This window comes from Proteus sp. Marseille-Q3619 (assembly GCF_965283115.1).
This window is the reverse complement of the sequence record NZ_CBDIMP010000001.1, coordinates 3,472,356-3,498,232: the sequence shown is the minus strand read 5'-3', so window position 1 is coordinate 3,498,232 and position 25,877 is coordinate 3,472,356. Positions and strand designations below refer to the sequence as shown.

General features: G+C 37.6%; 23 protein-coding genes and 1 other annotated feature. Of the genes, 17 read left to right on the top strand and 6 right to left on the bottom strand.

From position 1 onward, the window contains the following. Positions 1 to 53: 53 nt before the first annotated feature. Positions 54 to 356, bottom strand: a complete 303-nt coding sequence (locus ACWPWK_RS16075) for a YbjC family protein (RefSeq protein WP_109373493.1) — start codon at positions 354 to 356, stop codon at positions 54 to 56. Between the two features lie 171 nt (positions 357 to 527). Here ACWPWK_RS16075 and ACWPWK_RS16070 point away from each other — a divergent pair, with 171 nt between their 5' ends. Further along, complete coding sequence (locus tag ACWPWK_RS16070) at positions 528 to 791, top strand: GrxA family glutaredoxin (RefSeq protein WP_036912158.1); 264 nt, start codon at positions 528 to 530, stop codon at positions 789 to 791. Between the two features lie 253 nt (positions 792 to 1,044). On the opposite strand, the gene ACWPWK_RS16065 is transcribed toward ACWPWK_RS16070, so the two are convergent. Further along, positions 1,045 to 1,470, bottom strand: coding sequence for a secondary thiamine-phosphate synthase enzyme YjbQ (locus tag ACWPWK_RS16065; protein WP_109373492.1), 426 nt, complete (start codon positions 1,468 to 1,470; stop codon positions 1,045 to 1,047). Between the two features lie 239 nt (positions 1,471 to 1,709). Here ACWPWK_RS16065 and ybjG point away from each other — a divergent pair, with 239 nt between their 5' ends. From ybjG to ACWPWK_RS16045, 4 genes are all read left to right on the top strand, one after another. Continuing rightward, entirely contained in the window at positions 1,710 to 2,321 is a 612-nt protein-coding gene (gene ybjG / locus ACWPWK_RS16060; protein WP_109373491.1) for an undecaprenyl-diphosphate phosphatase, read from the top strand. Between the two features lie 910 nt (positions 2,322 to 3,231). Next, a complete protein-coding gene (locus ACWPWK_RS16055; RefSeq protein ID WP_109373490.1) occupies positions 3,232 to 4,548 on the top strand; it encodes an HAAAP family serine/threonine permease in 1,317 nt (438 codons plus the stop codon). Positions 4,549 to 4,678: 130 nt separating this feature from the next. Further along, the gene (locus ACWPWK_RS16050; protein WP_109373489.1) at positions 4,679 to 6,043 is read left to right on the top strand and encodes an L-serine ammonia-lyase; all 1,365 of its coding nucleotides are present in this window, start codon (positions 4,679 to 4,681) and stop codon (positions 6,041 to 6,043) included. A 365-nt stretch (positions 6,044 to 6,408) separates the two neighbouring features. Further along, positions 6,409 to 8,079, top strand: coding sequence for a formate--tetrahydrofolate ligase (locus ACWPWK_RS16045; RefSeq protein WP_454209220.1), 1,671 nt, complete (start codon positions 6,409 to 6,411; stop codon positions 8,077 to 8,079). Between the two features lie 151 nt (positions 8,080 to 8,230). Here the strand turns inward: ACWPWK_RS16045 and ACWPWK_RS16040 are convergent, their stop codons facing one another. Continuing rightward, on the bottom strand, positions 8,231 to 9,433 hold the full coding sequence (locus ACWPWK_RS16040; RefSeq protein ID WP_109373487.1) for a serine hydrolase: 1,203 nt from the start codon (positions 9,431 to 9,433) through the stop codon (positions 8,231 to 8,233). Between the two features lie 157 nt (positions 9,434 to 9,590). On the opposite strand from ACWPWK_RS16040, the gene ACWPWK_RS16035 reads away from it, so the two are divergent. Then, positions 9,591 to 10,211 carry a glutathione S-transferase family protein gene (locus ACWPWK_RS16035; RefSeq protein WP_109373486.1) on the top strand — a complete coding sequence of 207 codons (621 nt, stop codon included), beginning with the start codon at positions 9,591 to 9,593 and terminating at the stop codon, positions 10,209 to 10,211. Between the two features lies 1 nt (position 10,212). Here ACWPWK_RS16035 and ACWPWK_RS16030 read toward each other — a convergent pair whose 3' ends face one another. Then, a complete protein-coding gene (locus tag ACWPWK_RS16030) occupies positions 10,213 to 11,034 on the bottom strand; it encodes an SDR family oxidoreductase (protein WP_109373485.1) in 822 nt (273 codons plus the stop codon). 357 nt (positions 11,035 to 11,391) lie between these two features. Continuing rightward, positions 11,392 to 11,522, top strand: a sequence feature (His leader region). A 44-nt stretch (positions 11,523 to 11,566) separates the two neighbouring features. Between ACWPWK_RS16030 and hisG the strand changes: the two genes are divergently transcribed. From hisG to hisIE, 8 genes are read left to right on the top strand one after another with little or no spacing between them, the layout of a single operon-like run. Beyond that, positions 11,567 to 12,466, top strand: a complete 900-nt coding sequence (hisG, locus tag ACWPWK_RS16025) for an ATP phosphoribosyltransferase (RefSeq protein ID WP_109373484.1) — start codon at positions 11,567 to 11,569, stop codon at positions 12,464 to 12,466. 6 nt (positions 12,467 to 12,472) lie between these two features. Then, entirely contained in the window at positions 12,473 to 13,801 is a 1,329-nt protein-coding gene (gene hisD, locus ACWPWK_RS16020) for a histidinol dehydrogenase (RefSeq protein ID WP_109373483.1), read from the top strand. After that, on the top strand, positions 13,791 to 14,873 hold the full coding sequence (gene hisC / locus ACWPWK_RS16015) for a histidinol-phosphate transaminase (protein ID WP_109373482.1): 1,083 nt from the start codon (positions 13,791 to 13,793) through the stop codon (positions 14,871 to 14,873). Before hisD ends, hisC begins: the two co-directional genes overlap by 11 nt. 49 nt (positions 14,874 to 14,922) lie before the next feature. Beyond that, on the top strand, positions 14,923 to 15,990 hold the full coding sequence (gene hisB / locus ACWPWK_RS16010) for a bifunctional histidinol-phosphatase/imidazoleglycerol-phosphate dehydratase HisB (RefSeq protein WP_109373481.1): 1,068 nt from the start codon (positions 14,923 to 14,925) through the stop codon (positions 15,988 to 15,990). Next, a complete protein-coding gene (hisH, locus tag ACWPWK_RS16005) occupies positions 15,990 to 16,580 on the top strand; it encodes an imidazole glycerol phosphate synthase subunit HisH (RefSeq protein ID WP_109373480.1) in 591 nt (196 codons plus the stop codon). The genes hisB and hisH overlap by 1 nt, the downstream gene beginning before the upstream one ends. 6 nt (positions 16,581 to 16,586) lie before the next feature. Beyond that, complete coding sequence (hisA, locus tag ACWPWK_RS16000) at positions 16,587 to 17,324, top strand: 1-(5-phosphoribosyl)-5-[(5-phosphoribosylamino)methylideneamino]imidazole-4-carboxamide isomerase (protein ID WP_109373479.1); 738 nt, start codon at positions 16,587 to 16,589, stop codon at positions 17,322 to 17,324. After that, a complete protein-coding gene (hisF, locus tag ACWPWK_RS15995; protein ID WP_109373478.1) occupies positions 17,306 to 18,079 on the top strand; it encodes an imidazole glycerol phosphate synthase subunit HisF in 774 nt (257 codons plus the stop codon). The genes hisA and hisF overlap by 19 nt, the downstream gene beginning before the upstream one ends. Then, a complete protein-coding gene (gene hisIE / locus ACWPWK_RS15990; RefSeq protein WP_162558383.1) occupies positions 18,079 to 18,696 on the top strand; it encodes a bifunctional phosphoribosyl-AMP cyclohydrolase/phosphoribosyl-ATP diphosphatase HisIE in 618 nt (205 codons plus the stop codon). The genes hisF and hisIE overlap by 1 nt, the downstream gene beginning before the upstream one ends. Before the next feature lie 110 nt (positions 18,697 to 18,806). Here the strand turns inward: hisIE and yiaY are convergent, their stop codons facing one another. Beyond that, a complete protein-coding gene (yiaY, locus tag ACWPWK_RS15985) occupies positions 18,807 to 19,958 on the bottom strand; it encodes an L-threonine dehydrogenase (protein WP_454209219.1) in 1,152 nt (383 codons plus the stop codon). 314 nt (positions 19,959 to 20,272) lie between these two features. Here yiaY and ACWPWK_RS15980 point away from each other — a divergent pair, with 314 nt between their 5' ends. The 3 genes from ACWPWK_RS15980 to ACWPWK_RS15970 all read left to right on the top strand — a co-directional run bounded on the left by ACWPWK_RS15980 (position 20,273) and on the right by ACWPWK_RS15970 (position 24,338). Further along, positions 20,273 to 20,770, top strand: coding sequence for a YbaK/prolyl-tRNA synthetase associated domain-containing protein (locus ACWPWK_RS15980; RefSeq protein WP_109373475.1), 498 nt, complete (start codon positions 20,273 to 20,275; stop codon positions 20,768 to 20,770). 432 nt (positions 20,771 to 21,202) lie between these two features. Further along, positions 21,203 to 22,552 (top strand): dicarboxylate/amino acid:cation symporter, encoded by a 1,350-nt coding sequence (locus tag ACWPWK_RS15975; RefSeq protein ID WP_109373474.1) that lies wholly within the window; start codon positions 21,203 to 21,205, stop codon positions 22,550 to 22,552. Between the two features lie 433 nt (positions 22,553 to 22,985). Then, complete coding sequence (locus ACWPWK_RS15970) at positions 22,986 to 24,338, top strand: dicarboxylate/amino acid:cation symporter (protein WP_109373473.1); 1,353 nt, start codon at positions 22,986 to 22,988, stop codon at positions 24,336 to 24,338. A 114-nt stretch (positions 24,339 to 24,452) separates the two neighbouring features. Here the strand turns inward: ACWPWK_RS15970 and gndA are convergent, their stop codons facing one another. After that, on the bottom strand, positions 24,453 to 25,859 hold the full coding sequence (gene gndA, locus ACWPWK_RS15965; RefSeq protein ID WP_023581264.1) for an NADP-dependent phosphogluconate dehydrogenase: 1,407 nt from the start codon (positions 25,857 to 25,859) through the stop codon (positions 24,453 to 24,455). Positions 25,860 to 25,877: the final 18 nt, after the last annotated feature.

The following is a 25,877-nucleotide window of genomic DNA, read 5'->3' as shown; positions in this document are numbered from 1 at the left end:
TTTACACATTGGATTTTCTTAGTTTCTAATATATTTTGAGGAAAAACAGATAGCTATTCTTCGTTATTCTCTTTTTTCTTTTTATTATTTAGGGATTTATGGTCAATCCCTAAAAAAGTTAATCGATAAATAGCACGCCATACAATATGGATAGCTGGCGGGATCATGCAGATAACCCCTAAAACAACTAACGTTAACTGTCCTGTATATGTTCCTAGCCACTGCGGAGAGGTCATATATTGGTTGATATAAAGATAAGCAACCACCAATAGAATAATCCCAATTATTTCAATGATGATAATGGGTTTTGGCATATCTGACAGTGATTTCATATCTCGACTTGAAGGCTTTTCCATCATTTCTCCGCTAAATGCTGTGTTGCAGTCCTATCTCATTATTCGGCAAATTGGTATAATTTATCACACTAAAAGGCAATAACTGTTTTTGTTTAGCCTAATAAAAGGGCATAGTAACAACCAATAGAAACTATTATGCCTGAATTTTATTTCCTCAATAAGGAGTGTCGTATGTTTGTTGTCATTTTTGGTCGCCCAGGTTGCCCATATTGTGTTCGTGCGAAACAACTGGCTGAAACTTTGTCTGAAAAACGTGACGATTTCGATTTCCGCTATGTAGATATTCAAGCTGAAGGAATTACAAAAGCTGATTTATCTAAAACTGTCGGTAAACCTGTTGAAACTGTGCCACAAATTTTTATTGATGAGAAACACATTGGTGGTTGCACAGATTTTGAAGCTTATGCTAAAGAAAATTTAGGCATCTACAACTAATTTAAAAGCGCTAAAACAGTTTATTTATCAATATGTTTTAGCGCTTTCTCTTTTTATATCATCCATCTTTTCTCTATCATCTCACTCTTTCCAAAAAAAAATTCTACTTTTTTTCATTAGTCAGCGAACTTTCTTTCTAACCCGTAGTCTGAATTAGTGCCACTGCTTTTCTTTGATGTCCCCAAATATTGAGGAGCCCGATAGTTTCAACCCTTTTGGTGAAATAACTGTCGGGTTTTTTATTGCTTGAAATTTAGTAACACTCACCTTGCAATGTCACAATAATACGACGATTACCACCGTGATTACGATGTTCACCGAGATAAATCCCCTGCCAAGTCCCTAAATTCAGCTCACCTTGACTAATAGGAACCATGACACTTTGTCCAAGTAAACTACTTTTAATATGCGCAGGCATATCATCACTGCCTTCATAAGTGTGAAGATAGTAATCTTCGTTCTCTTTTACGTTTTGATTAAAGAAGTTTTCAAAGTCACTTCGTACTGTTGGATCAGCATTTTCATTAATCGTTAATGAGGCCGATGTATGTTGAATAAAAAAATGAGCAATTCCGATTTTATATTGTCTTAGTTCCGGTAATTCTTGAATCAATGCTTGTGTAATTAAGTGAAATCCTCTAGGCCTTGCACTAAGGACTATATTTTTCTGGAACCACATAAAGTTATACCTCGTTGAAGATAAGAAAAAGAACGATGTAGGAGCAATAACATAAGCGCAATACTCTTTTTAAGCGTGCTTTAGCTCAGTTTGGTATAAAACTGACAAATCTTTTAAAAAAAGCACAATTAAATAAGAAAAAAACACTTTACCCCTATTACTCCCTCATTTACCCTTAAAAACTTGCGTATTATGCATCATAAACATCGCTTATCAATACGACATGTATGGAGCCTACTTTGCTGGAACAATTCAATTTAGCCGTATTTTCAATGATGAATGCAACACCTGCGGCATCTCCTTTAGAAATCGGTACGGCGATAATTATTGCTAAGTACCTTGTCTATCTTTTTCCGTTATCTTTAGTGTTCTATTGGTTATGGGGTAATGAAAAATATCTTAGCCAGCAAAGAACATTGGCATGTAAAGCGGCTATCTCTTTAGGTATCGCACTTTCTATCTCTTGGATGATTGGTGCTATTGTTCCTCATGAACGCCCTTTTGCAGCCAACATTGGCTACAACTTTCTTGATCACGATGCAACACCATCATTCCCAAGTAACCATGGTACGTTTGTTTTCACCATTGCTTTAGCTTATCTCTTTTGGCATAACAGCAAACGTATTGGCTATATTATGCTCGGTTTAGGAGTTGCGATTGCTTGGGCGCGCATCTATCTTGGCGTACATTGGCCAATCGATATGATTGGAGCTTTTATCGTTGCTCTACTTTCTTGTGGCCTTTGCCAGATCTTCTGGTCTAAAGGTGGAAATATACTCCAAAAATGGGTACAACAGCTCTATCAGCTCTGTTTTGCTTATCCTATTCGCAAAGGTTGGACAAAGGCATAGCCTTTCTTATACCAAAAAAGACCACATTTATTGTGGTCTTTTTTATATTTAACTTAAGTGACACCGCCCTTCAATATATTAATATATAAATAAAAATATTCTCTACTATTATAGTATTTGTCCAAAAAATAAATATGTTGTTATTTTAATCAAAATGAAACTTTTATATTCGTTATATAACAATCTACCAAACTCATTTATTAACAAATTCATTGTCGTATTTATAAACAATATTCTACTTACAAATGAAATATAGCTATATTCATTTCATAAAATAAAAGAAATTCATTAATAAATAATCATATTGCATTGTTTCTATATTCTTTTGTCTAGTTTTAAACATTAATTAGAGAAAATAATTTATCATTATATTTCAATTAGATACATGGTTAATGTAATGTTTTAATTGTAAATAAAAATAACCTAATTGATTTTAATCATTTATTTTCTAGTTAATAAAGATACCTAAAAATAATCATTAACATATGAATATTTAAGTATTTAGCTTTATTTTGTATTTCCTTTAAAATTGGAAAGTTATTTCAAAATGTTTTAAAAACCGCCTCGAAAAACACAAAATATAAAAAATGTTACATTTTCAGGTTTTTCAGTTATATTTAGCATTTGAGATGGTGATCACGGTAGTTTATCCTGAAAAACACTATATTCTGCACCTCTTAAGTCTGGATATAAACTTATTGAATATTTTTTCAAATTTTGGAAGAGTCTAATTCTTTTGAAATTTAAAGATTTTGTATGTGGTAATTGAAGATATTGAGATAACACCAGGTACTCAATGCACTCATTTATTCATAATTAAATTTATGCCGTGATTATTTCTAAAAAGAAATACAATCGCGCTCTTATTTTTATTCATTATTTTTTTTACCGCGTTATTTCGGAGAGTATTATGGATACAACCAAAGTTGGTTCTATCGCGTCGGGTAACACCCAAGGTGATTACAAAACATGGCGTAAGTCAGATACAGTATGGATGTTAGGTTTATACGGTACGGCTATCGGTGCTGGCGTTCTATTTTTACCTATCAACGCAGGGATTGGTGGTTTAATTCCTCTGTTGATCATGTTAGTACTTGCATTCCCAATGACCTTCTTTGCACACCGTGGTATGTGCCGCTTTGTGTTATCAGGTAAAAATCCAGGTGAAGATATCACTGAAGTTGTTGAAGAACACTTTGGTAAAACAGCAGGTAAATTAATCACCCTGCTCTATTTCTTCGCAATTTATCCTATTCTATTGGTTTATAGTGTTGCTATCACCAATACAGTAGAAAGCTTTATTGTGAACCAAATGCACATGTCTGCACCACCTCGCGCAATTTTATCGTTGGTACTGATTGTCGGTATCATGTCGATTATTCGCTTTGGTGAACAAGCTATCGTTAAAGCAATGAGCGTTTTAGTGTTCCCATTTGTTGCTGTCCTGATGGTTTTAGCACTGTATCTGATCCCAGAGTGGAATGGTGCGATCCTTGATACTCTCTCTTTTGATCACGCAACAACATCAGGTATGGGTCAAGGCCTATTAGTAACCCTATGGTTAGCTATCCCTGTAATGGTGTTCTCTTTTAACCACTCTCCAATCATCTCTGCGTTTGCTGTTGCAAAACGTGAAGAATACGGCGAAAACGCTGAGAAAAAATGTTCACGCATTTTAGCTTATGCGCACATCATGATGGTTATCACTGTAATGTTCTTCGTGTTTAGCTGTGTATTTAGCTTAACACCAGGAAACTTAGCAGAAGCAAAAGCACAGAACATCAGTATTCTGTCTTACCTTGCTAACCATTTTGAAGCACCTGTTATCGCTTATATTGCTCCATTTATTGCTTTCGTTGCGATCACTAAATCTTTCTTAGGTCACTACTTAGGTGCTCGTGAAGGTTTCAACGGTTTAATCATCAAATCACTGCGTGAAAAAGGTAAAACAATCGAAAAAGATCGTTTAAACAAAATCACTGCACTGTTTATGCTGGTTACAACTTGGATTGTTGCAACATTAAACCCAAGCATCTTAGGTATGATTGAAACATTAGGTGGCCCAATTATCGCAATGTTACTGTTCCTGATGCCTATGTATGCAATCCGTAAAGTACCAGCGATGAAGAAATACCAAGGCCATATCAGCAACGCATTCGTTGTAATTATGGGTCTTATCGCAATCTCAGCAGTTTTCTATAGCTTAATTAGTTCATTCATGGGCTAATAAAGCACCTGATGGCTACTTTCATAACATAAAAGAAAGTAGCCATTACAGCTTTAGACTTCAAAACTGACACTTCTCACTCTAATAATCACACAGTTGCGCCTTTAAATTAATTAGGGAGGCGAATATTATGGTTAGCGTCTTTGATATTTTTAAAATCGGTATCGGCCCTTCAAGCTCACACACTGTAGGTCCAATGAAAGCAGGTAAAGAATTCGTTGATTTACTTGCTGAAAAAAATCTCCTCTCTTCTGTTTCCCGCGTTATCGTTGATGTTTATGGCTCTTTATCTTTAACAGGTAAAGGTCACGCAACGGATATTGCTATTATTATGGGACTCGCAGGAAATTTACCTGATACTGTCGATATTGATTCTATCGCCCCGTTTATTAAACAAGTAGAAACAACCGGTCGCTTAATGCTGGCAAATGGCATAAAAGAAGTCGATTTTCCGGTTGAAGGCGGTATGAATTTTCATAAAACCAATCTACCTCTCCATGAAAATGGCATGACCATTACCGCTTATAACGGTGAACAGGTTTTATTGAAAAAAACCTATTATTCTACTGGTGGCGGTTTTATTGTTGATGAAGAACATTTTGGTCAACCTGAAAAAAATACAGTTCAAGTTCCTTATCCTTATCAATATGCGGCTGATTTACGTCGCCATTGCAAAGAAACAGGTCTTTCTTTATCAGCATTAGTGATGCAAAACGAATTAGCATTACGTAGCAAAGAAGAAATTTCGGCTCATTTTGCGGCTGTTTGGGAAGTAATGAAGTCAGGTATTGAGCGCGGTGTAAATACCGAAGGCTTATTACCGGGGCCATTACGTGTACCTCGCCGTGCTTCTGCATTACGCCGTATGTTAGTCACAGAAGATAAAACGACAACAGATCCAATGACAGTTGTTGACTGGATTAATATGTTTGCCCTTGCCGTGAATGAAGAAAATGCGGCTGGTGGGCGTGTTGTCACAGCACCAACAAACGGTGCCTGCGGCATTATCCCAGCAGTATTATCTTACTATGATAAATTTATTCGCCCTGTAAATGAAAACTCTTACACTCGCTTTTTCTTAGTTGCTGGTGTTATTGGTTCACTTTACAAAATGAATGCATCTATCTCGGGTGCTGAAGTCGGTTGCCAAGGTGAAGTCGGTGTTGCTTGTTCAATGGCAGCAGGTGCATTGACTGAACTCTTAGGCGGTAGCCCAGAACAAGTTTGTATCGCAGCAGAAATTGCGATGGAGCATAACTTAGGGCTTACCTGCGACCCAGTCGCAGGACAAGTACAAGTTCCTTGTATTGAACGTAATGCTATTGCAGCCGTACAAGCAGTAAACTCATCTCGTATGGCTTTACGTCGTGTCAGCGATCCTCGTATTTGTTTAGATAAAGTCATCGAAACAATGTACGAAACAGGGAAAGACATTAATGCTAAGTATCGTGAAACCTCTCAAGGTGGATTAGCCATTAAAATTTCTTGTGACTAAATCTGAAAGTCTTAAATACAGATATTTATAATAGATAAGGCGCTGATATCAGCGCCTTTTTTGTTTATTAACATCTATCTTGAGACTCTTCTTTTTTAATATCCTCTTTTTTGTATGAGATTAAATTGTCATCCTTAGTTAAAATACGTTTTTTGAAAAAAACAAAACATCACTCTAATAGAGGTAATTTAAAGAAAAAATAGACGCTAACCACAACGATTATTTAAATGGCGTGACGATGAACGCGTTATCTAAAGTAAATAACTACAAATTAATCAATCTATTGGCCATATTTAGATTATTGTCTAAAGTTGATAAGTAAAGATCACTAGAGACATCATTAGCGGGATAAAAAGAGAATTAAAATGAAATCAGATATTCAAATCTCCCAAGAAGCACACCTCTTACCTATTCAGGACATTGCTAAAAATTTAAATATTGATCAAGACGATATCGAGTTTTATGGCAAGTACAAAGCTAAATTTAGCCACAGTATTTGGTCAAAAATTGCGGCAAAAAAGCCCGGAAAATTAGTTTTAGTTACAGCAATTAACCCAACACCTGCTGGTGAAGGTAAAACAACGGTGACTGTTGGATTAGGGCAAGCACTTAATCATATTGGGAAAAATGCCATTATTGCATTGCGTGAACCCTCTTTAGGCCCTTGTTTTGGCATTAAAGGTGGAGCAACTGGTGGTGGTTATTCACAAGTCGTTCCGATGGAAGATCTCAACCTTCATTTTACTGGCGATTTTCATGCTATTACCTCTGCCAATAACTTACTTGCAGCCATACTTGATAATTCGATTTATCAAGGTAATCCTTTAAATATCGATCCTAAAAAAATCGTGTTTAAACGTTGTATGGATATGAACGATCGTGCTTTACGTAATATTGTTGTGGGATTAGGTGGCGAAAAAGACGGTATCACAAGAGAAGATAACTTTGTTATTACTGTTGCTTCTGAAATTATGTCTATCCTATGTTTAGCAGCGGATATTGATGATTTAAAACAGCGACTTTCTCGCATCATTGTTGCTTATTCTTATCATGGTGATCCTGTTACAGCAAACGATCTACAAGCCGTCGGAGCAATGGCGAGTTTATTAAAAGATGCTATTAATCCTAATTTAGTACAAACACTCGAAAATACTCCTGCCATTATTCATGGAGGCCCTTTTGCTAATATCGCCCATGGATGCAATAGCGTAAGGGCGACAAAACTTGCTCTTCAACTTGCTGATATTACTGTGACAGAAGCTGGTTTTGGTGCTGACTTAGGTGCTGAAAAATTCTTTGATATAAAATGTCGGATCAGTGGATTACGCCCTGATTGTGCCGTGATTGTTGTCACCACCAAAGCGCTAAAATATAACGGTGGCTTAGGTAAAGGCGAATGGAATAATGAAGATTTAGCCGCCCTTGAAAAAGGCATTGTAAATCTTGAAAAACACATTGAAAACCTAAAAAAATATGGCTTACCCGTGATTGTCTCTCTTAATGCGTATGTCACTGATAGTATTGCAGAGCACCAGTTTATCGAACAATTTTGCCAAGATAGAGATTGTCGCTTCGCAATTACCAAAGTGTGGGAAAAAGGCGGCGAAGGTGGTATTGAATTGGCTAAACAAGTGATTGATACGCTTGAAAATGAACAGAGCCAATTTCAATTAATTTATCCTGATGATGCTTCACTTAGTCAAAAAATCGAGATTGTTGCCAAAGAAGTTTATGGTGCAGGTGGTGTGACTTATAGCCAACATGCTCGTAAAATGTTAGAAAAGATAGAAAGTATGGGGTTTGCTCATTTCCCTGTTTGCATGGCAAAAACTCAATATTCACTCTCAGATGATCCCTCGTTATTAGGCCGACCGACTGACTTTACAATAAACGTTCGTGAAGTGTATGTTTCTGCTGGCGCTGGCTTTGTTGTTGCCTTAACAGGCTCTATCACAACGATGCCCGGATTACCGAAAGCACCTGCTGCTATCGCTGTTAATGTTGATAATCAAGGTAAAATAGATGGGCTTATTTAAGTGATAAAATAGAAATATCCCTTTATTTTATTGAGTATAAAAAAATCCGTAATCGTTAAACAATTACGGATTATTTATACAAAAATAACAGCTAGTCTTTCTTTTTGGGTGAAAAACTCAGTAACGCTTTGATAGATCCATTATTGGTGAATTAACCAAAAATAGCATTAAACCAACCAGATACTGTTTTAACAACAAAATCCCAAATACGACTAAAGAAACCGCCTTCCTCAACCGCTTCTTTTACAACTAATGGGCGTTGTTCAATCACTTCATCATTTAATAAAAAGTTAACTGTACCTACAACCTGATTTTGCGTTAACGGCGCTTCTAATACAGGATTAGTTAAAGTAAAAGAGGCTTTCAGATTTTTCAATTCACCTTTAGGAATGGTAATTGAAGCATCGTTAGCAACCCCTAATGCTACTTCACCTTTATCGCCATACCACACTTTTTGAGTTGTCAGTGGTGTATCTGCTTTTACAGGTGTTACCGTTTCAAAAAAGCGGAAACCCCAGCCTAATAATTTTTCACTTTCAGCAAAACGCACTTTATCTGATGGTGTTCCTAAAACAACAGCAATCAAGCGCATATCACCTTCAGTTGCCGAAGAAACAAGATTGTACCCTGCTCCATTAGTGTGACCTGTTTTCACACCATCGACATTCATATTTTTATTCCACAATAAACGGTTACGGTTTGGCTGACGAATATTGTTGAATGTAAATTCTTTTTCTTTATGAATTTCATACTCAGAAGGAACATCGCGGATCATGGCTGCTGTCAGTAATGCCATATCTTGTGCGGTTGTATATTGTCCATCAGAATCTAACCCATGAACGGTTTTAAAGTGTGTATTTTTTAAACCGAGATTCTTAGCATAAGAATTCATTAAATCAACAAAGGTTTCCTGACTACCCGCAACATGTTCTGCTAATGCAATACTGGCATCATTACCAGATTGAATAACCATACCGCGGTTTAAATCAATCACTTTGACCTGATCACCCGGTTTCAAGAACATCAATGATGATCCCTTCAATACCGGATTTCCCGTTGCCCACGCATTACGTCCAACAATAACCATATCGTCAGGAGACATACGACCTTCTTTGATAGCTTGCCCAACAACGTAGCTACTCATAATTTTTGTCAGGCTGGCGGGATCTAAACGCTCATCAGGTTTCTCTGATGCCAGAATTTTTCCGCTGTTGTAATCCATTAATACATAAGATTTTGCCTCTATTTGAGGAGGTACCGGATTATTTACTGCAAATGAAGGACTAGAAATAATTAGCAGTAAACCCATTCCCGCGGTAACCTTACCCAGAACAGATGGAATATTTTTTTTCATTACCGATCACCCTTTTATATCAATTTGTTAAAGCTTTCCTACTATATGGCTTTCTGGAATAAGACGCCAACATTGATATATAGAGATTTATCTTATATTCATATTTAGCGCCCTATAGAGGGAAATTTTATTACTTATCGTGGTTTAGGAGACCTTTATGTTAAAAGTCTGGGGTAGAAAAAACTCATCTAACGTTAAAAAAGTTCTTTGGTGCTTAAAAGAATTAAATGTTCCTTATGAACAAATCGACGTTGGTGGCCCTTTTGGTGGACTCAATGAAGCAAATTATTTAGCGATGAATCCCAACGCTTCTATTCCAACCTTACAAGATGATGACTTTGCTTTATGGGAGTCTAATACCATTATTCGTTATTTATGTACAAAATATGACAATAATACCCTCTATCCCATTGATCCGAAACAACGAGCAAATGTAGAAAAATGGATGGATTGGTCAAATGGCAGCCTATTTTCTCCCATTCAACAAATGATGATCATGATTGTTCGCACGCCTAAAGAGCAGCAAAATCCTGAGATTGTTAACGCGTTGAAAGAGAAGCTTAATAAATTAATCAAAATTGCTGACGACCAACTTGCAAAAACAACTTATTTCGCAGGAGATGCATTCTCTCTTGCCGATATGGCGATCGCACCATTGGTCTACCCGTGGCTTGAAGTTTGCAAAGATAGACCTAACTTCCCTCACATTGAGCGTTGGTTTGCACAATTAAGTGAAAGACCTATTTTCCGTGATATCGTGTTATTGCCTGTAAATTAAGTTAATTCATTGGCATTTTGTCGGGATCTGGATAATGGTAATGAAATCCAAGATCTCGACAGATCTCCTGACCATCAATTTCTCGTATTAAAGGCTTCTCTTCTTCAACAAATTCTGGCGGAATAAGATCGAGTTGATTCGACACTCTTGAATAAAATTCTTTCTTTTTAGGGTGAATTGGAGCACATAAATTATATAAATGGCCACCTTCATTCTGCGCAAGAAGTTGTTCAACTGCAAAAATCACATCGTCTAAGTGGACTAAGTTAACGCATTGATGAGCGCCTTTTACCTGTTTTTTACCTGATAAAAAACGTCCTGCATGACGACCCGGCCCGACTAATCCTGCTAATCGAAGAATATCAACTGTAGTCAACGGTAAACGATGTAGCCAGTTCTCAACTTCTGCTAACATTTTTGCTGATTGTGTTTCTGGTCGAATATCCATTTCTTCCGTGATATTACCTGTTTGATTGCCATATACAGAAGTAGAGCTAATGTAAATGACTCTCGTAACATGGCGAGACATTGCGCTATCCACCAGCGTCTGAATGGCTTCAACATAATCATAACCTCCACCAGCAGCACTTGGTGGTAACGTGATAATGAGAACGTCAGTTTCCATTAAGTAATCAAAATCATCTCTATCACATTCAATTGCGGGTGTTAAATTCACTAAACAGCAGTCAATGCCACTCATTCTTGCTGCTTCTACACCATCTTCAGTGGTTTTAGTCCCTTTAACTTGATAGCCTGCATCACGCAACGCAACGGCAAGTGGTAAACCTAACCAACCTAATCCTACGATGGTTATTCGTTTCATTTTGCTCCCCTACTTAAATGGCTTAGTCAAAGTATGCTATAAAATTTTAGTTTCGCCATTACTTATAAATACTACTTATATTTCGTGAACGTTTAGCATCTCCCTATATACTCGCCTACTTGTTCCATTAAGTAAATAAGAGAAATATTAAAATTACATTAAAAACAAAAGGTTATAAAATAATTAAATTATTATTAAAAAATAGGTTGCTTTCTGCTTTGTAAATCATGTAGGTTGAAAGGCAGACAAATTCTAAATGCAGGTTACTAAATACAGATTAACAGTAACGGGCATTATTAAATAACAAATAGTGTTATTAGCTAGGAAAATAATTATGTATAGCATTCAACTAAACCACCATCATCACCATCACCCTGACTAGTCTTTCAGGCGATGAGTGCTGGAAGACGTTTAAGAAACGCTTCCGGTGGTCTGAATGCAGACAAACAATAAAAACCCCGGAAGGCAACTTCCGGGGTTTTTTTATAGCTAATTTTCATAACAAAAATATGGACAATGATAGGGTAATATTATGTTAGATAAAGCAAGATTAAGGATCGCAATGCAAAAATCAGGACGTTTAAGCGATGATTCTCGTGCTCTTTTAGCACGTTGTGGCATCAAAATTAACTTAAATCAACAGCGCCTGATTGCTTACGCTGAAAATATGCCAATCGATATTTTGCGTGTTAGAGATGACGATATTCCAGGATTGGTAATGGATGGCGTTGTTGATTTAGGGATCATTGGTGAAAACGTTTTAGAAGAAGAGCTATTAAAGCGTCGTTCACAAGGTGAAAACCCAAATTATCTGACACTACGTCGTCTTGATTTCGGTGGCTGTCGCTTATCTCTCGCAACCCCTGTTGATTTCGATTATCAGGGTGTGGAATGCTTAAATAATACTCGTATAGCAACCTCCTATCCAAATCTGCTCAAACGCTATTTAGACCAAAAAGGCATCAAGTTTAAATCCTGTTTATTAAATGGCTCTGTTGAAGTTGCCCCTCGTGCAGGTCTTGCTGACTCTATCTGCGACTTAGTTTCTACTGGTGCAACATTAGAAGCCAACGGTTTAAAAGAAGTTGAAGTGATTTATCGCTCAAAAGCCTGTTTGATCCAACGCGATGGTGACATGGAAACCGATAAACAAGCACTTATCGACCGCTTATTAACGCGTATTCAAGGCGTTATTCAAGCTCGAGAATCAAAATACATTATGTTACACGCACCAAGTGATTGTCTTGAAGATGTCATTGCATTACTTCCGGGAGCTGAAAGACCGACTATTTTACCTTTGGCGGGTGACCAAAATCGCGTTGCAATGCACATGGTAAGTAGCGAAACCCTATTCTGGGAAACAATGGAAAAACTTAAAGCATTAGGTGCAAGTTCAATTCTTGTTTTACCAATTGAAAAAATGATGGAATAAGGTGAAATGATGAAAACGGGTTTTAATACATTAACTTACTGGAATAAATGCACTAAAGAACAGCAACAAGTGCTATTAACTCGCCCTGCAATTTCTGCATCAGGTTCAATTACAGAACAAGTTGCTAGCATCATTTCACAGGTACGCAATGATGGAGATAAAGCGCTTAAAGCACTCAGCCAAAAATTCGATAAGGCAGCGCCGGAAAGTGTTTTGGTGTCAAAATCGCAAATTGATGCAGCCTCATCAAGACTTGATAGCAAAATAAAACAGGCAATAGCACAGGCGATGAATAATATTCGTCGCTTTCATGAGGCTCAAATTCCTAACACTATCAACGTGGAAACTCAGCCGGGTGTATTTTGCCAACAAGTAAGCAGACCCATTGATGCGGTAGGGCTTTATATTCCGGGAGGTTCGGCACCATTACTCTCAACAGTAATGATGTTAGGTATTCCAGCCCGTATTGCGGGTTGTCGCAAAGTTATTCTTTGCTCGCCGCCCCCTATTGCTGATGAAATTTTATATATTGCTCAACAAATTGGTATTGATGAAATTTTCCAAGTAGGTGGTGCACAGGCGATTGCAGCTATGGCATTTGGTACTGAATCTATTCCTAAGGTTGATAAAATTTTTGGCCCTGGTAATGCCTATGTCACTGAAGCCAAACGCCAAGCAAGTCAATCACTACAAGGTGCTGCAATCGATATGCCAGCAGGCCCTTCTGAAGTATTAGTGATTGCTGATGCGGATGCAAATCCTGCATTTATTGCCGCTGACTTACTTTCACAAGCTGAACACGGCCCTGATTCACAAGTTGTGTTATTAACACCTGATGAAACACTCGCTAAAGCCGTTATTGCTGAAACAGAAACACAACTGGCGCTATTAAGCCGCGCTGAAATCGCTAAACAAGCACTTGCAGAAAGCCGCGTCATTATTACTCGTGATCTCGACCAGTGTATTGAAATTAGTAACAGCTATGGTCCAGAACACTTAATTATTCAAACTAATGATGCTGATAGCCGTGTTGATAGCATTACCAGCGCTGGATCTGTTTTTCTTGGTGCTTGGTCGCCTGAATCTGCGGGAGATTATGCTTCTGGTACTAATCACGTTCTACCGACTTATGGCTATACAGCAACCTACTCAAGCTTAGGCTTAGCTGATTTTATGAAACGTATGACAGTACAGAAACTCACAGCACAAGGTTTATCTGATTTAGCACAGACTATTGAAATATTAGCGCAAGCAGAACAACTCACCGCACACAAAAATGCTGTCACACTTCGCGTTAACGCTTTAGCTCAGGGGAAAAAGAGTGATGAAAACTGAATTTGATATCAATACACTTGCAAGAAAAAATGTACGAGAATTAACACCTTATCAATCTGCTCGACGCTTAGGTGGAAATGGTTCTGTGTGGTTAAATGCCAATGAATACCCTATCGCGCCTGACTTTACTTTTAATGAAAAAAACTTAAATCGTTACCCTGAATGCCAACCTGTTAATGTGATCAATCGTTATGCTGCATACGTAGGTGTGAATGCGAATCAAGTCTTAGTTAGCCGTGGTGCAGATGAAGCGATTGAACTACTTATTCGCGCTTTTTGTGAGCCAGGTAAAGATGCTGTACTTTATTGCCCTCCTACTTACGGTATGTATAGCGTTAGTGCTGAAACCTTTGGTATAGAGCAGCGTGTTGTCCCTACACTTGCTGATTGGAGCCCTGATGTTAAAGCAATAGCGTCACAGCTTGATAATGTAAAACTTATCTACCTATGCAGCCCAAATAATCCAACTGGAAATATTGTTAATCCTTCTCTTATTCGGGATGTATTAGCGTTGGCGAAAGACAAAGCGATTGTAGCAGTCGATGAAGCTTATATTGAATTTTGCCCACAAGCGTCAATTGTTTCATGGCTTGAAGATTATCCGAATTTAGTTATTTTGCGAACCTTATCGAAAGCTTTTGCTTTAGCAGGGCTTCGTTGTGGCTTTGCGCTTGCCAACCCGCCGGTCATTGAATTATTACTAAAGGTGATCGCACCGTACCCACTTTCAACACCTGTTGCAGATATTGCTGCGCAAGCATTAACAGAAGCAAGTATTGAGATAATGAAAAAACGAGTGGCAGAAATTACACGTAACAGAAGCATTTTATCTGATATGTTAAAAAAATTGCCTAATGTAGAACAGGTTTATAACAGTGAAACCAACTATATTTTAGTGAAATTCACTGATGCTAATCTGGTTTTCCGTACTTTATGGGAACAAGGGATTATTTTACGCGATCAACAACGTCAATATGGGCTTAATGGCTGTTTGCGTATTTCTATCGGTACAGCAGAAGAATGTGATAGCGTGATTAATGCCATAAAAAATATTCAAACTGCAAACGTATAAAACATTAAAAACGATAACAACAAAAAATCGCAACTGAGGGATCTCAACCATGAGCCAAAAAATTCTTTTTATCGACCGTGATGGTACTTTAATCACGGAACCGCCCACAGATTACCAAGTTGATAGACTCGATAAACTTGCCTTTGAAAACGGCGTGATCCCCGCACTGACTGCGCTACAAAAAGCAGGTTATAAACTCATTATGATCACAAATCAGGATGGATTAGGCACAGAAAGTTTTCCTCAAGCAGATTTCGATCCTCCTCATAATTTAATGATGCAGATTTTTTCATCACAAGGGATCACATTTGATGATGTTTTAATTTGCCCTCATAAACCTGAAGACAACTGCCCTTGTCGCAAACCAGAAACAGGGCTTGTCACCCAATATTTAGTTGATGGCGCACTAGATAAAGATAACAGTTATGTTATTGGCGATAGACAAACTGATATTCAGCTAGCTGAAAATATGGGTATCAAAGGCATGCTTTATAATGCCGATAAACTCAATTGGGCGGTCATTACAGAACAACTGACGAAAAAAGATCGCTACGCTCACGTTGAGCGAAAAACAAAAGAGACACAAATCGCCATTGATATCTGGCTAGATCGCGAAGGTGATAGTCAGATCAGCACTGGTGTTGGTTTCTTTGATCACATGCTTGATCAAATTGCCACACACGGCGGTTTTCGCATGAATATCAATGTAAAAGGTGATTTAGTTATTGATGATCACCACACTGTGGAAGATACCGGTCTTGCTTTGGGTGAAGCATTACGTGAAGCATTAGGTGATAAACGAGGTATTGCTCGCTTTGGTTTTACATTACCAATGGATGAGTGCCTTGCAAGTTGTGCGTTAGATATTTCTGGTCGTCCACACCTTGAGTACAAAGCCGAATTTAAATATCAACGCGTCGGTGATTTAAGTACAGAGATGATTGAACACTTTTTCCGTTCCCTCTCCTACACCATGGGTTGCACGTTGCACCTGAAATCGAAAGGTAAAAACGATCACCACAAAGCTGAAAGCTTATTTAAAGTCTTTGGTCGTACATTGCGCCAAGCCATTCGTGTTGAAGGAAATACGTTACCAAGCTCAAAAGGTGTTCTGTGATGAAAGTGGTTATTCTTGATACGGGTTGTGCCAATTTAGCCTCTGTCGCTTACGCTGTTAAGCGACTCGGTTATGATCCAATTGTGTCCTATGAAAAAAACGTGGTGTTATCTGCAGATAAACTCTTTTTACCCGGAGTAGGAACAGCGAGAGCAGCAATGGAACAGCTCAAAGCTCGTGAGCTAATTCCTTTAATTAAAGCCTTAACACAACCAGTTTTAGGTATTTGTTTAGGTATGCAAATATTGGCTTCACTAAGCGAGGAAGGTAAAGATATTCCTTTATTAGGTTTAGTTGATGGCACCATAGATAAGCTTGATACAGCGGGTTTACCATTGCCTCATATGGGTTGGAATCAAGTATTAGCAAAACCAGGACATCCTCTTTTTCGTTCACTTGATGACAATGCTTGGTTCTATTTTGTTCATAGCTACGCTCTAGCGCTCAATGAATCGACGATTGCTGAAACTGAATACGGCTCTCGCTTTAGTAGCGCAATTCAAAAAGATAATTTTTATGGAGTGCAATTTCACCCAGAACGTTCAGGTAAAGCGGGCGCTCAACTTATCAAGAATTTTTTGGAGATGTAATCCGTTATGATTATTCCAGCATTAGATTTAATTGATGGGAAAGTAGTTCGTCTTCATCAGGGTGATTATGCAAAACAGCGTGATTATGATGATAATCCGCTGACACGCTACCAACAATATGAAAAAGATGGCGCAAAGCTACTTCACCTAGTGGATTTAACGGGGGCAAAAGATCCGTCTGCTCGCCAAATTCCACTGTTAAAAGAACTTGTTGCTTGTGTCAATGTCCCTGTACAAGTCGGTGGTGGTATTCGCACTGAAGATGATGTGAAATCGCTATTAGAAGCAGGTGCAAGCCGTGTTGTTATTGGCTCTACCGCAGTTAGCCAGCCTGAAATGGTGAAAACATGGTTTGAGCGCTATGGTGCAAATGCCATTGTGTTAGCCCTTGATGTTCGCATTGATAAACAAGGCAAAAAGTGGGTAGCTGTCAGTGGTTGGCAAGAGAACTCCCCTTATACTCTTGAAGAGATCATCAAGCTTTATCAAAGTGTGGGATTAAAACATGTGTTGTGTACCGACATTTCTCGTGATGGCACATTAGCAGGTTCTAACGTTGAACTGTATAAAGAAATTAGCCAGCGTTTCCCTGATATTTTATTCCAAGCTTCGGGCGGTATTGGTGATTTACAAGATATCGCAGATCTTCCAGCATCAGGTGTTGCCGGTATTATTGTTGGTAGAGCATTATTAGAAGGCAAATTTACATTAAAAGAGGCGATATCATGTTGGCAAAACGCATAATACCTTGTCTTGATGTTCGTGATGGACAGGTCGTTAAAGGTGTTCAATTTCGTAATCATGAAATCATTGGTGATATTGTCCCTCTTGCTGAACGCTATGCCAAAGAAGGCGCTGATGAACTGGTATTTTACGATATTACCGCCTCTTCTGATGGTCGTGTGGTTGATAAAAGCTGGGTATCGCGCGTTGCTGAAGTGATTGATATTCCATTTTGTGTTGCTGGTGGTATTCGCTCTATTGAAGATGCTGGGAAAATTCTCTCTTTTGGTGCAGATAAAATATCAATTAATTCACCTGCACTTTCAGATCCCTCTCTTATTTCGCGCCTTGCTGAACGTTATGGTGTGCAATGTGTTGTTGTGGGTATTGATACATGGTTCGACGAAAAAACAGGCGAATATTTAGTTTATCAATTCACAGGTGATGAAAAACGTACTCAGCAAACACACTGGAAAACCCTTGATTGGGTACGTGAAGTTCAGCGATTAGGTGCAGGTGAAATTGTTTTAAATATGATGAATCAAGATGGTGTCAGACAAGGTTATGACTTGAAACAATTAGCTCAAGTACGCCAAGTTGCAGATGTTCCTCTTATTGCCTCTGGCGGTGCGGGTGAAATGTCACACTTTCTTGATGCATTTAAATTAGCCAATGTTGATGGCGCTCTTGCAGCCTCTGTTTTTCATAAACAAATAATTAATATCAACGAATTAAAACAGTATCTTGCAAAGAATGACGTTAAGGTAAGAATATAATGAATAGTGAAACAGTAGCGCAACTAGATTGGAAAAAAGTCGATAATCTCATGCCTGTGGTTATCCAAAATGCCATTTCAGGTGATGTATTAATGCTAGGTTACATGAACAAAGAAGCATTAAATGTCACTCTAGAAAGTGGAAATGTTACCTTCTATTCACGCACTAAACAGCGTTTATGGGCAAAAGGTGAAACCTCAGGCAACTTTCTCAAATTAGTCAATATTTATCCTGACTGTGATAACGATACTTTACTTATTTTAGCCAATCCGATTGGTCCAACTTGCCATAATGGTACTGAGAGTTGCTTTGCGCCTGCACAAAGCCAGTGGGGATTCCTCTACGAGCTTGAAAATTTATTACGTGAACGTAAAAATGCCTCACCAGATAGCTCTTATACTGCCCGCCTTTATGCCAGTGGTACAAAACGAATAGCGCAAAAAGTGGGCGAAGAAGGTGTAGAAACAGCGCTGGCCGCAACTGTTAATGACAGAGAAGAGCTAAAAAATGAAGCCTCAGACTTGCTCTATCACTTAATGGTATTACTGCAAGACCAATCATTATCACTCACTGATGTTATCGGTTGCCTACAAGAACGCCATAAAAAAGCAGAGTAATTAATATCACCTTAATAAAGATGAAAAAAGCCGATACAAAATAAAGTATCGGCTTCATTTTTAAGAAAAATTAAAAGTAATAGCTTAATTAGCTTTTTATTTTCTAAGCATTACATTGCTTGGCGGAATAACTCGATAACATCACTTTCAGAACCCTGAACTGGGTTAGTGATTGCACAAGCGTCTTTCAGCGCATTTTCAGCTAATGTTTTGAAATCTTCTTCTTTCACGCCTAATTCTTTCAGACCTGCTGGAATACCAACATCTTTAGCCATTTTACGAATTTCTTCAATACACGCTTTCGCGCCTTGCTCATCGCTCATTGCAGAAACATCAACACCCATAGCTTGTGCGATATCTTTTAAACGACCTGCTGCTGCTTGAATGTTATAAGCTTGAACATGTGGTAATAAAACCGCATTACACACACCATGAGGTAAGTTATAGAAACCACCTAATTGGTGAGCCATAGCATGTACATAACCTAAAGAAGCGTTATTAAATGCCATACCTGCCAAGAACTGTGCGTAAGCCATGTTTTCACGCGCTGTTGCATCACCACCATTATCAACAACTTTACGTAAAGATCCGCTGATCATAGCAACGGCTTTTAATGCACACGCATCAGTGATTGGATTTGCAACAATTGAAACATACGCTTCAACAGCATGAGTTAATGCATCCATACCTGTTGCAGCGGTTAAACCTTTTGGCATACCAATCATTAACTCTGAATCATTTACAGATAAGATTGGTGTCACGTTTTTATCAACGATAGCCATTTTGATATGACGCGCAGTATCTGTGATGATACAAAAACGTGTCATTTCTGATGCTGTACCTGCTGTGGTATTAATTGAAATCAGTGGTAATTGCGGTTTAGCTGAACGGTCAACACCTTCATAATCTGCAATTTTTCCACCATTAGAAGCCACTAACGCGATACCTTTAGCACAATCATGTGGTGAACCACCACCTAAAGAAATCACACAGTCACATTGATGTTCTTTCAGCAGAGCTAAACCCGCTTCTACGTTTTCAACAGTAGGGTTCGGTGCAGTACCATCATAAGTAACGCTAGAAATACCAGCCTCTGTCAGTAACTTACTTACTTTATCAACAACACCTAGTTGATTTAAAATGCTATCAGTGACGATCAACGCTTTATGAAAACCGAAGTCTTTCATTGAACTTACAGCATCAGCAAGGCAACCAGCACCAATTTTATTTACAGAAGGGATATAGAATGTTGAAACTGCCATTATTGACTTCCTTTTTAGTAATTAAATCTACGTTTTAATATGTTCTATTCTTTTTGTTCTTAAATTGATCATCATCAAAATAATGAATAAATATCAATTTGTTTATCATTTTATTACAGGTAATTAAATAAAGAAGCCCAATTACCCTATTAATTCAATAGGATAATACTATTAACATATTATCATTTGTAACAAAATAATTTGAAAAGCTTATCAAAATAATCAAAACCAGCCGTGAACATCACAGCAGAATATTTTTTTTAAAGTCGTATAATGACATCAAAGAAATAACTTATTAAATTCAGGAGTCATTGATGTCTTTGACTATTTTTGAGCAACTTACTGCTTTATTAGATAAAAACCACGCCACTTACCGTATTATGGAACACCCTACCGCAGGTCGTTCTGAAGAAGTTGCAAAAATCAGAGGAACACAATTAGGACAGGGAGCAAAAGGACTTGTTTGCCATATAAAAGGTAACGGCGTTAAACAATATGTTCTTGCAATATTACCCGCCGATAAACAAGCTGATCTGTCAAAACTCGCTCACCAAATTGGTGGAACAAGAGCATCGCTGGCAAGCCCTAAAGAAGTGGATGATCTTACCCAATGCGTATTTGGTGCAATTCCCCCTTTTAGTTTTCACCCTGCATTGAAGCTTGTCGCTGACCCTTTGCTTTTTGAACGCTTTAATGAGTTAGCTTTTAATGCAGGCACATTAGAGCGTTCTATTATTCTGAATACGCAAGATTACAAACGCATTGCACAACCTGAATTAATCTCTTTTATTCGTGATGAAGAAAACGAATAATAAAAACAGCCAACTTATATTTAACAATTACCCTAGAGATAAATTTAGCCAAGGGTAATTGTTAACATGATAACAATTCTTGCTGTATGTATTTATTTACACACTTAAAAGCAATATTAGATAATCTAATCCAAAGCACAGTTAGCACTTAACACTAAAAATAATCAAAAATTCAGAATAAATCCCATAAATTCCACATTACCTTAGCTATAACACTATAAAATGTACTAAGTAGAAAATTTAAATTATTTTTTTCGATTCAGCACTCAATAATTAACTAAATAGATTTTATTTTATTGACCTGATTTAGTAGTACATTTAAGTTAGCATCAATAAAAATACAATAATGTAAAATTCTATTTACAACTCAGTTATTTTCTAACATACAAATAAATATATAAACAATGTACCAATAGGTGCAGGGAAATCTTCATGCAAACTTCAACTAAAAAACAACCGCTTTATAAAGTGCTTTATGTGCAAGTTATCGTTGCCATCTTACTTGGTATCTTGCTCGGGCATTTTTACCCTGATGTGGGTGAATCCTTTAAACCACTTGGTGATGGATTTATCAAAATTGTAAAAATGATCATCGCACCTGTTATCTTTTTAACAGTCGTCACTGGTATTGCAGGTATGAATAATATGAAAGCGGTAGGTACAGTTGCGGGTAAATCCATGGCTTACTTCCTGACTTTCTCTACCATTGCATTAATTATTGGGTTAATCGTTGCAAATGTTATTCGCCCAGGTGATGGTTTAAATATCTCTCCTGCTTCATTAGATGCGAGCAAAGTAGAAAGTTATGTCGCAAAAGCCCATGATTCTTCTATTGTTGGTTTCTTAATGAATATCATCCCTGATACTGTTGTCAGCCCATTAGTTAACGGCAATATTCTGCAAGTACTGTTTGTTTCTGTGGTCTTTGGTATCGCACTAGCCTCTATAGGGACTCGTGGCGAGCCAGTTCTTAAGTTCTTACAAAACTTCTCAGAGCCAGTATTCAAAATGGTCGGTATGCTAATGAAATTAGCACCTATCGGCGCTTTTGGTGCCATGGCCTTTACCATCGGAAAGTACGGTATTTCATCAATCAGTAACTTAGTATTGCTTGTTCTGACTTTCTACATTACTTCATTATTGTTTGTTCTTGTCGTGTTAGGCGCTGTTGCAAAATATAATGGCTTCTCTATTCTCTCTTTAATTAAATATATTAAAGATGAACTTTGGTTAGTATTAGGTACTTCTTCTTCAGAAGCAGCTTTACCTAGCTTAATGCGTAAAATGGAAAATGTAGGCTGTAAAAAATCAGTCGTCGGCTTAGTTATTCCAACGGGTTACTCCTTTAACTTAGATGGTACTAATATCTATATGACCATGGCGGCTCTATTTATTGCACAAGCCACAGGTATTGAGCTTTCATTAACAGAACAAATCACTCTACTCTTAGTCGCAATGATAAGTTCAAAAGGTGCTGCGGGTGTTACTGGTGCTGGCTTTATTACTTTAGCGGCAACCTTATCCGTTGTACCTAGTGTTCCCGTTGCAGGTATGGCATTAATTCTAGGGATTGACCGCTTTATGTCAGAGTGTCGCGCATTGACCAATCTTGTTGGTAATGCTTGTGCCTGTATCGTTGTTGCTCGTTGGGAAAATGCCTTAGATAAAGAAAGAATGAATGATGTCTTTAGTGGTAGAGCATCAAGCGAATTTGTTGAAGATGCTCCATTAGCTCCTATTAATATTGAGTCTGATAACTCAATTAAGATCCCAGTAAAATAAAAATCATTTTCTATAATCCATAAAAGAGCGCTTATGCGCTCTTTTTTTAAAATAATTAAATAAAAACAAAGCATTACATCCAATCTCTTTTCTCACTACTTACCTTTCATATTTTTTACATTTAAATCATTTTATTCACTAAAAAACAAAGCTAAATACACATATTGTTAAATAAATACAATAAATTAAAACAAAATATAATTTCATTAACTTATTGATTTAAGAAAAATAAATTCCACAAATAGCAATAAACTGAAATTAAATCTAATTTTTTAGATGAAGAGCACAATATTTGATAAAATCAACTTTATTTTATTGACCTGATTTACTCATACCTTTAAGTTACCTGTCACAACAAAATAAATGTAAATAATAATTTACATCATAATTTCTTTTTTATTTAGTCAATATCTTTCAGTTACAGGGAATTTTTATGCAGATTTCATCCCGCAAGCTCCCCTTTTATCGTGTGTTATATGTCCAAGTGATTATCGCTATCATTCTAGGTATTTTGCTTGGTCATTTTTATCCTGATGTGGGTGAATCCTTCAAACCGCTAGGTGATGGTTTTATCAAAATCGTCAAAATGATTATTGCACCTGTGATTTTCTTAACAGTCGTCACCGGTATTGCTGGCATGAACAATATGAAAACAGTAGGAAAAGTAGCAGGTAAATCAATGATTTACTTCTTAACTTTTTCAACTATTGCGCTGATTATTGGATTAATAACCGCTAATATTATTCGCCCTGGTGATGGTTTAAATATCTCTCCTGAATCATTAGATAGTAGCCGAGTAGAAATGTATGTCACACAAGCACACAGCTCTTCTCTTGTTAGTTTTCTAATGAATATCATCCCAGATACTATCGTTAGCCCATTAGTTAACGGCAATATCTTGCAAGTATTGTTTGTTTCTGTGATTTTTGGTCTAGCATTAGCATCAATAGGCTCACAGGGTGAACCTGTATTAAAATTCTTACAGCATCTTTGCGACCCCATCTTTAAGATGGTTGGTATGCTAATGAAGTTAGCACCTATTGGTGCCTTTGGTGCCATGGCGTTTACCATAGGTAAATATGGTATTTCTTCTATTGGCAATTTAATGTTGTTAGTGATTACTTTTTACCTTACTGCATTACTTTTTGTACTCGTGGTATTAGGTGCTGTTGCCAAATATAACGGCTTCTCCATTCTCTCTTTAATTAAATACATTAAAGACGAGTTATGGTTAGTATTAGGTACCTCTTCATCTGAAGCCGCACTACCCACATTAATGAGTAAAATGGAGCAACTGGGCTGTAAAAAATCTGTCGTGGGTTTAGTTATTCCTACAGGTTATTCCTTTAATTTAGATGGCACCAATATCTATATGACTATGGCGGCTTTATTTATCGCTCAAGCAACAGGCGTTGATTTGTCGTTAACAGAACAAATTACGTTACTGTTTGTTGCCATGATCAGCTCAAAAGGTGCAGCGGGTGTCACTGGCGCGGGCTTTATTACCTTAGCAGCAACGCTATCGGTTGTACCTAGTGTTCCAGTCGCAGGTATGGCGCTTATCTTAGGTATAGATCGCTTTATGTCAGAATGCCGTGCATTGACCAATATTGTCGGTAATGCTTGTGCTTGCATTGTTGTCGCTCGTTGGGAAAATGCACTTGATAAAGAGAGAATGAATGATATTTTTAGTGGCAAAATATCCAGAGAAGACTTTGCTAATGATAATTTAGTCTCTGATAATGTAAATGAAGAACCTCATTATGTGAAAGTCTCTGAGCAATAGATTGGAAAAGTCTCAACCTTATTTAGGGCGGGTCACATCTATAAAAAAGGTGCTCTATTTGAGCACCTTTTATTTGTTATATTTCGATTAAAATAACCGAATATTTAATCTTATTTATTCCATCCACTCGGTATGGAATACGCCATCTTTATCAGTACGTTTATAAGTATGCGCACCAAAGTAGTCACGTTGAGCTTGGATTAAGTTTGCTGGTAACACTTCTGCACGATAGCTATCGTAGTAAGAAATAGCCGCAGAGAATGTTGGAGTAGGAATACCTGCTTGTACGCCATAACAAACAACATCACGCAGAGCTTGTTGGTAATCGTCAGCGATTTGTTTAAAGTATGGTGCTAACAGCAGATTTGCAATACTTGCATCTTCGTTATAGGCATCTGTAATTTTTTGCAGGAATTGAGCACGGATGATACAACCCGCACGGAAAATCTTCGCTATTTCACCGTAGTTTAAATCCCAGTTATATTCGTCTGATGCTGCTTTCAGTTGTTGGAAGCCTTGAGCATAAGAGACAATTTTACCTAAATACAGTGCACGGCGAACATTTTCAATAAAGGCTTTTTTATCACCTGAGAATGCTTTAGGTGTTGGGCCTGATAATACTTTAGATGCAGCAACGCGTTGATCTTTTAATGAAGAGATATAACGAGCAAACACAGACTCAGTAATAAGAGTAACTGGCACACCTAAGTCTAAAGAACTTTGGCTAGTCCATTTACCTGTACCTTTATTTGCCGCTTCATCAAGAATAACATCTACAAGATATTTACCTTCGTCATCTTTCTTACGGAAGATATCAGCTGTAATTTCAATTAGATAGCTGCTTAATTCGCCTTTATTCCACTCGGTGAAGGTTTCTGCTAATTCTTCATTAGTTAGGCCTAGTGAATGTTTTAATACTGAATACGCTTCTGCAATTAGCTGCATATCGCCATATTCGATACCGTTATGAACCATTTTCACATAGTGACCCGCACCATCAGCACCGATATAAGTTACACAAGGTTCACCTTCAGCAACAGCCGCAATTTTTTCAAGGATAGGAGCAACTAATTCGTAAGCTTCTTTTTGTCCGCCAGGCATGATTGAAGGGCCTTTTAATGCACCTTCTTCACCACCAGAAACACCTGTACCAATGAAGTTAAAGCCTTGCGCTGATAATTCACGGTTACGACGAATAGTATCTTTAAAGAAAGTATTTCCGCCATCGATAAGGATATCGCCTTTATCTAAATGCGGTGTCAATGCAGCAATTGTTTTATCCGTTGCTTCACCCGCTTTTACCATTAATAAAATACGGCGCGGTTTTTCTAACGAATCAACAAACTCTTCAATAGAATAATTCGGAACCAGTTTTTTACCTGGATTTTCAGCGATAACTTCGTTAGTTTTATCGCTTGAGCGGTTGTAAATAGATACAGAATAACCACGGCTTTCAATATTTAGCGCAAGGTTACGTCCCATAACTGCCATACCAACCACGCCGATTTGCTGTTTGGACATGAAAATAACTCCCGTCTG

What these genes read in the sequence shown, in the direction of transcription:
- ACWPWK_RS16030 (WP_109373485.1), bottom strand. Translation starts at nt 11,034, where the DNA reads ATGAAACGAATAACCATCGTAGGATTAGGTTGGTTAGGTTTACCACTT.
- ACWPWK_RS16045 (WP_454209220.1), top strand. Translation starts at nt 6,409, where the DNA reads ATGAAATCAGATATTCAAATCTCCCAAGAAGCACACCTCTTACCTATT.
- hisH (WP_109373480.1), top strand. Translation starts at nt 15,990, where the DNA reads ATGAAAGTGGTTATTCTTGATACGGGTTGTGCCAATTTAGCCTCTGTC.
- ACWPWK_RS15975 (WP_109373474.1), top strand. Translation starts at nt 21,203, where the DNA reads ATGCAAACTTCAACTAAAAAACAACCGCTTTATAAAGTGCTTTATGTG.
- hisA (WP_109373479.1), top strand. Translation starts at nt 16,587, where the DNA reads ATGATTATTCCAGCATTAGATTTAATTGATGGGAAAGTAGTTCGTCTT.
- hisG (WP_109373484.1), top strand. Translation starts at nt 11,567, where the DNA reads ATGTTAGATAAAGCAAGATTAAGGATCGCAATGCAAAAATCAGGACGT.
- ACWPWK_RS16070 (WP_036912158.1), top strand. Translation starts at nt 528, where the DNA reads ATGTTTGTTGTCATTTTTGGTCGCCCAGGTTGCCCATATTGTGTTCGT.
- ACWPWK_RS16055 (WP_109373490.1), top strand. Translation starts at nt 3,232, where the DNA reads ATGGATACAACCAAAGTTGGTTCTATCGCGTCGGGTAACACCCAAGGT.
- ACWPWK_RS15980 (WP_109373475.1), top strand. Translation starts at nt 20,273, where the DNA reads ATGTCTTTGACTATTTTTGAGCAACTTACTGCTTTATTAGATAAAAAC.
- ACWPWK_RS16035 (WP_109373486.1), top strand. Translation starts at nt 9,591, where the DNA reads ATGTTAAAAGTCTGGGGTAGAAAAAACTCATCTAACGTTAAAAAAGTT.
- gndA (WP_023581264.1), bottom strand. Translation starts at nt 25,859, where the DNA reads ATGTCCAAACAGCAAATCGGCGTGGTTGGTATGGCAGTTATGGGACGT.
- hisB (WP_109373481.1), top strand. Translation starts at nt 14,923, where the DNA reads ATGAGCCAAAAAATTCTTTTTATCGACCGTGATGGTACTTTAATCACG.
- ACWPWK_RS16075 (WP_109373493.1), bottom strand. Translation starts at nt 356, where the DNA reads ATGGAAAAGCCTTCAAGTCGAGATATGAAATCACTGTCAGATATGCCA.
- ACWPWK_RS15970 (WP_109373473.1), top strand. Translation starts at nt 22,986, where the DNA reads ATGCAGATTTCATCCCGCAAGCTCCCCTTTTATCGTGTGTTATATGTC.
- ACWPWK_RS16065 (WP_109373492.1), bottom strand. Translation starts at nt 1,470, where the DNA reads ATGTGGTTCCAGAAAAATATAGTCCTTAGTGCAAGGCCTAGAGGATTT.
- ACWPWK_RS16040 (WP_109373487.1), bottom strand. Translation starts at nt 9,433, where the DNA reads ATGAAAAAAAATATTCCATCTGTTCTGGGTAAGGTTACCGCGGGAATG.
- hisIE (WP_162558383.1), top strand. Translation starts at nt 18,079, where the DNA reads ATGAATAGTGAAACAGTAGCGCAACTAGATTGGAAAAAAGTCGATAAT.
- hisD (WP_109373483.1), top strand. Translation starts at nt 12,473, where the DNA reads ATGATGAAAACGGGTTTTAATACATTAACTTACTGGAATAAATGCACT.
- hisF (WP_109373478.1), top strand. Translation starts at nt 17,306, where the DNA reads ATGTTGGCAAAACGCATAATACCTTGTCTTGATGTTCGTGATGGACAG.
- hisC (WP_109373482.1), top strand. Translation starts at nt 13,791, where the DNA reads ATGAAAACTGAATTTGATATCAATACACTTGCAAGAAAAAATGTACGA.
- ACWPWK_RS16050 (WP_109373489.1), top strand. Translation starts at nt 4,679, where the DNA reads ATGGTTAGCGTCTTTGATATTTTTAAAATCGGTATCGGCCCTTCAAGC.
- yiaY (WP_454209219.1), bottom strand. Translation starts at nt 19,958, where the DNA reads ATGGCAGTTTCAACATTCTATATCCCTTCTGTAAATAAAATTGGTGCT.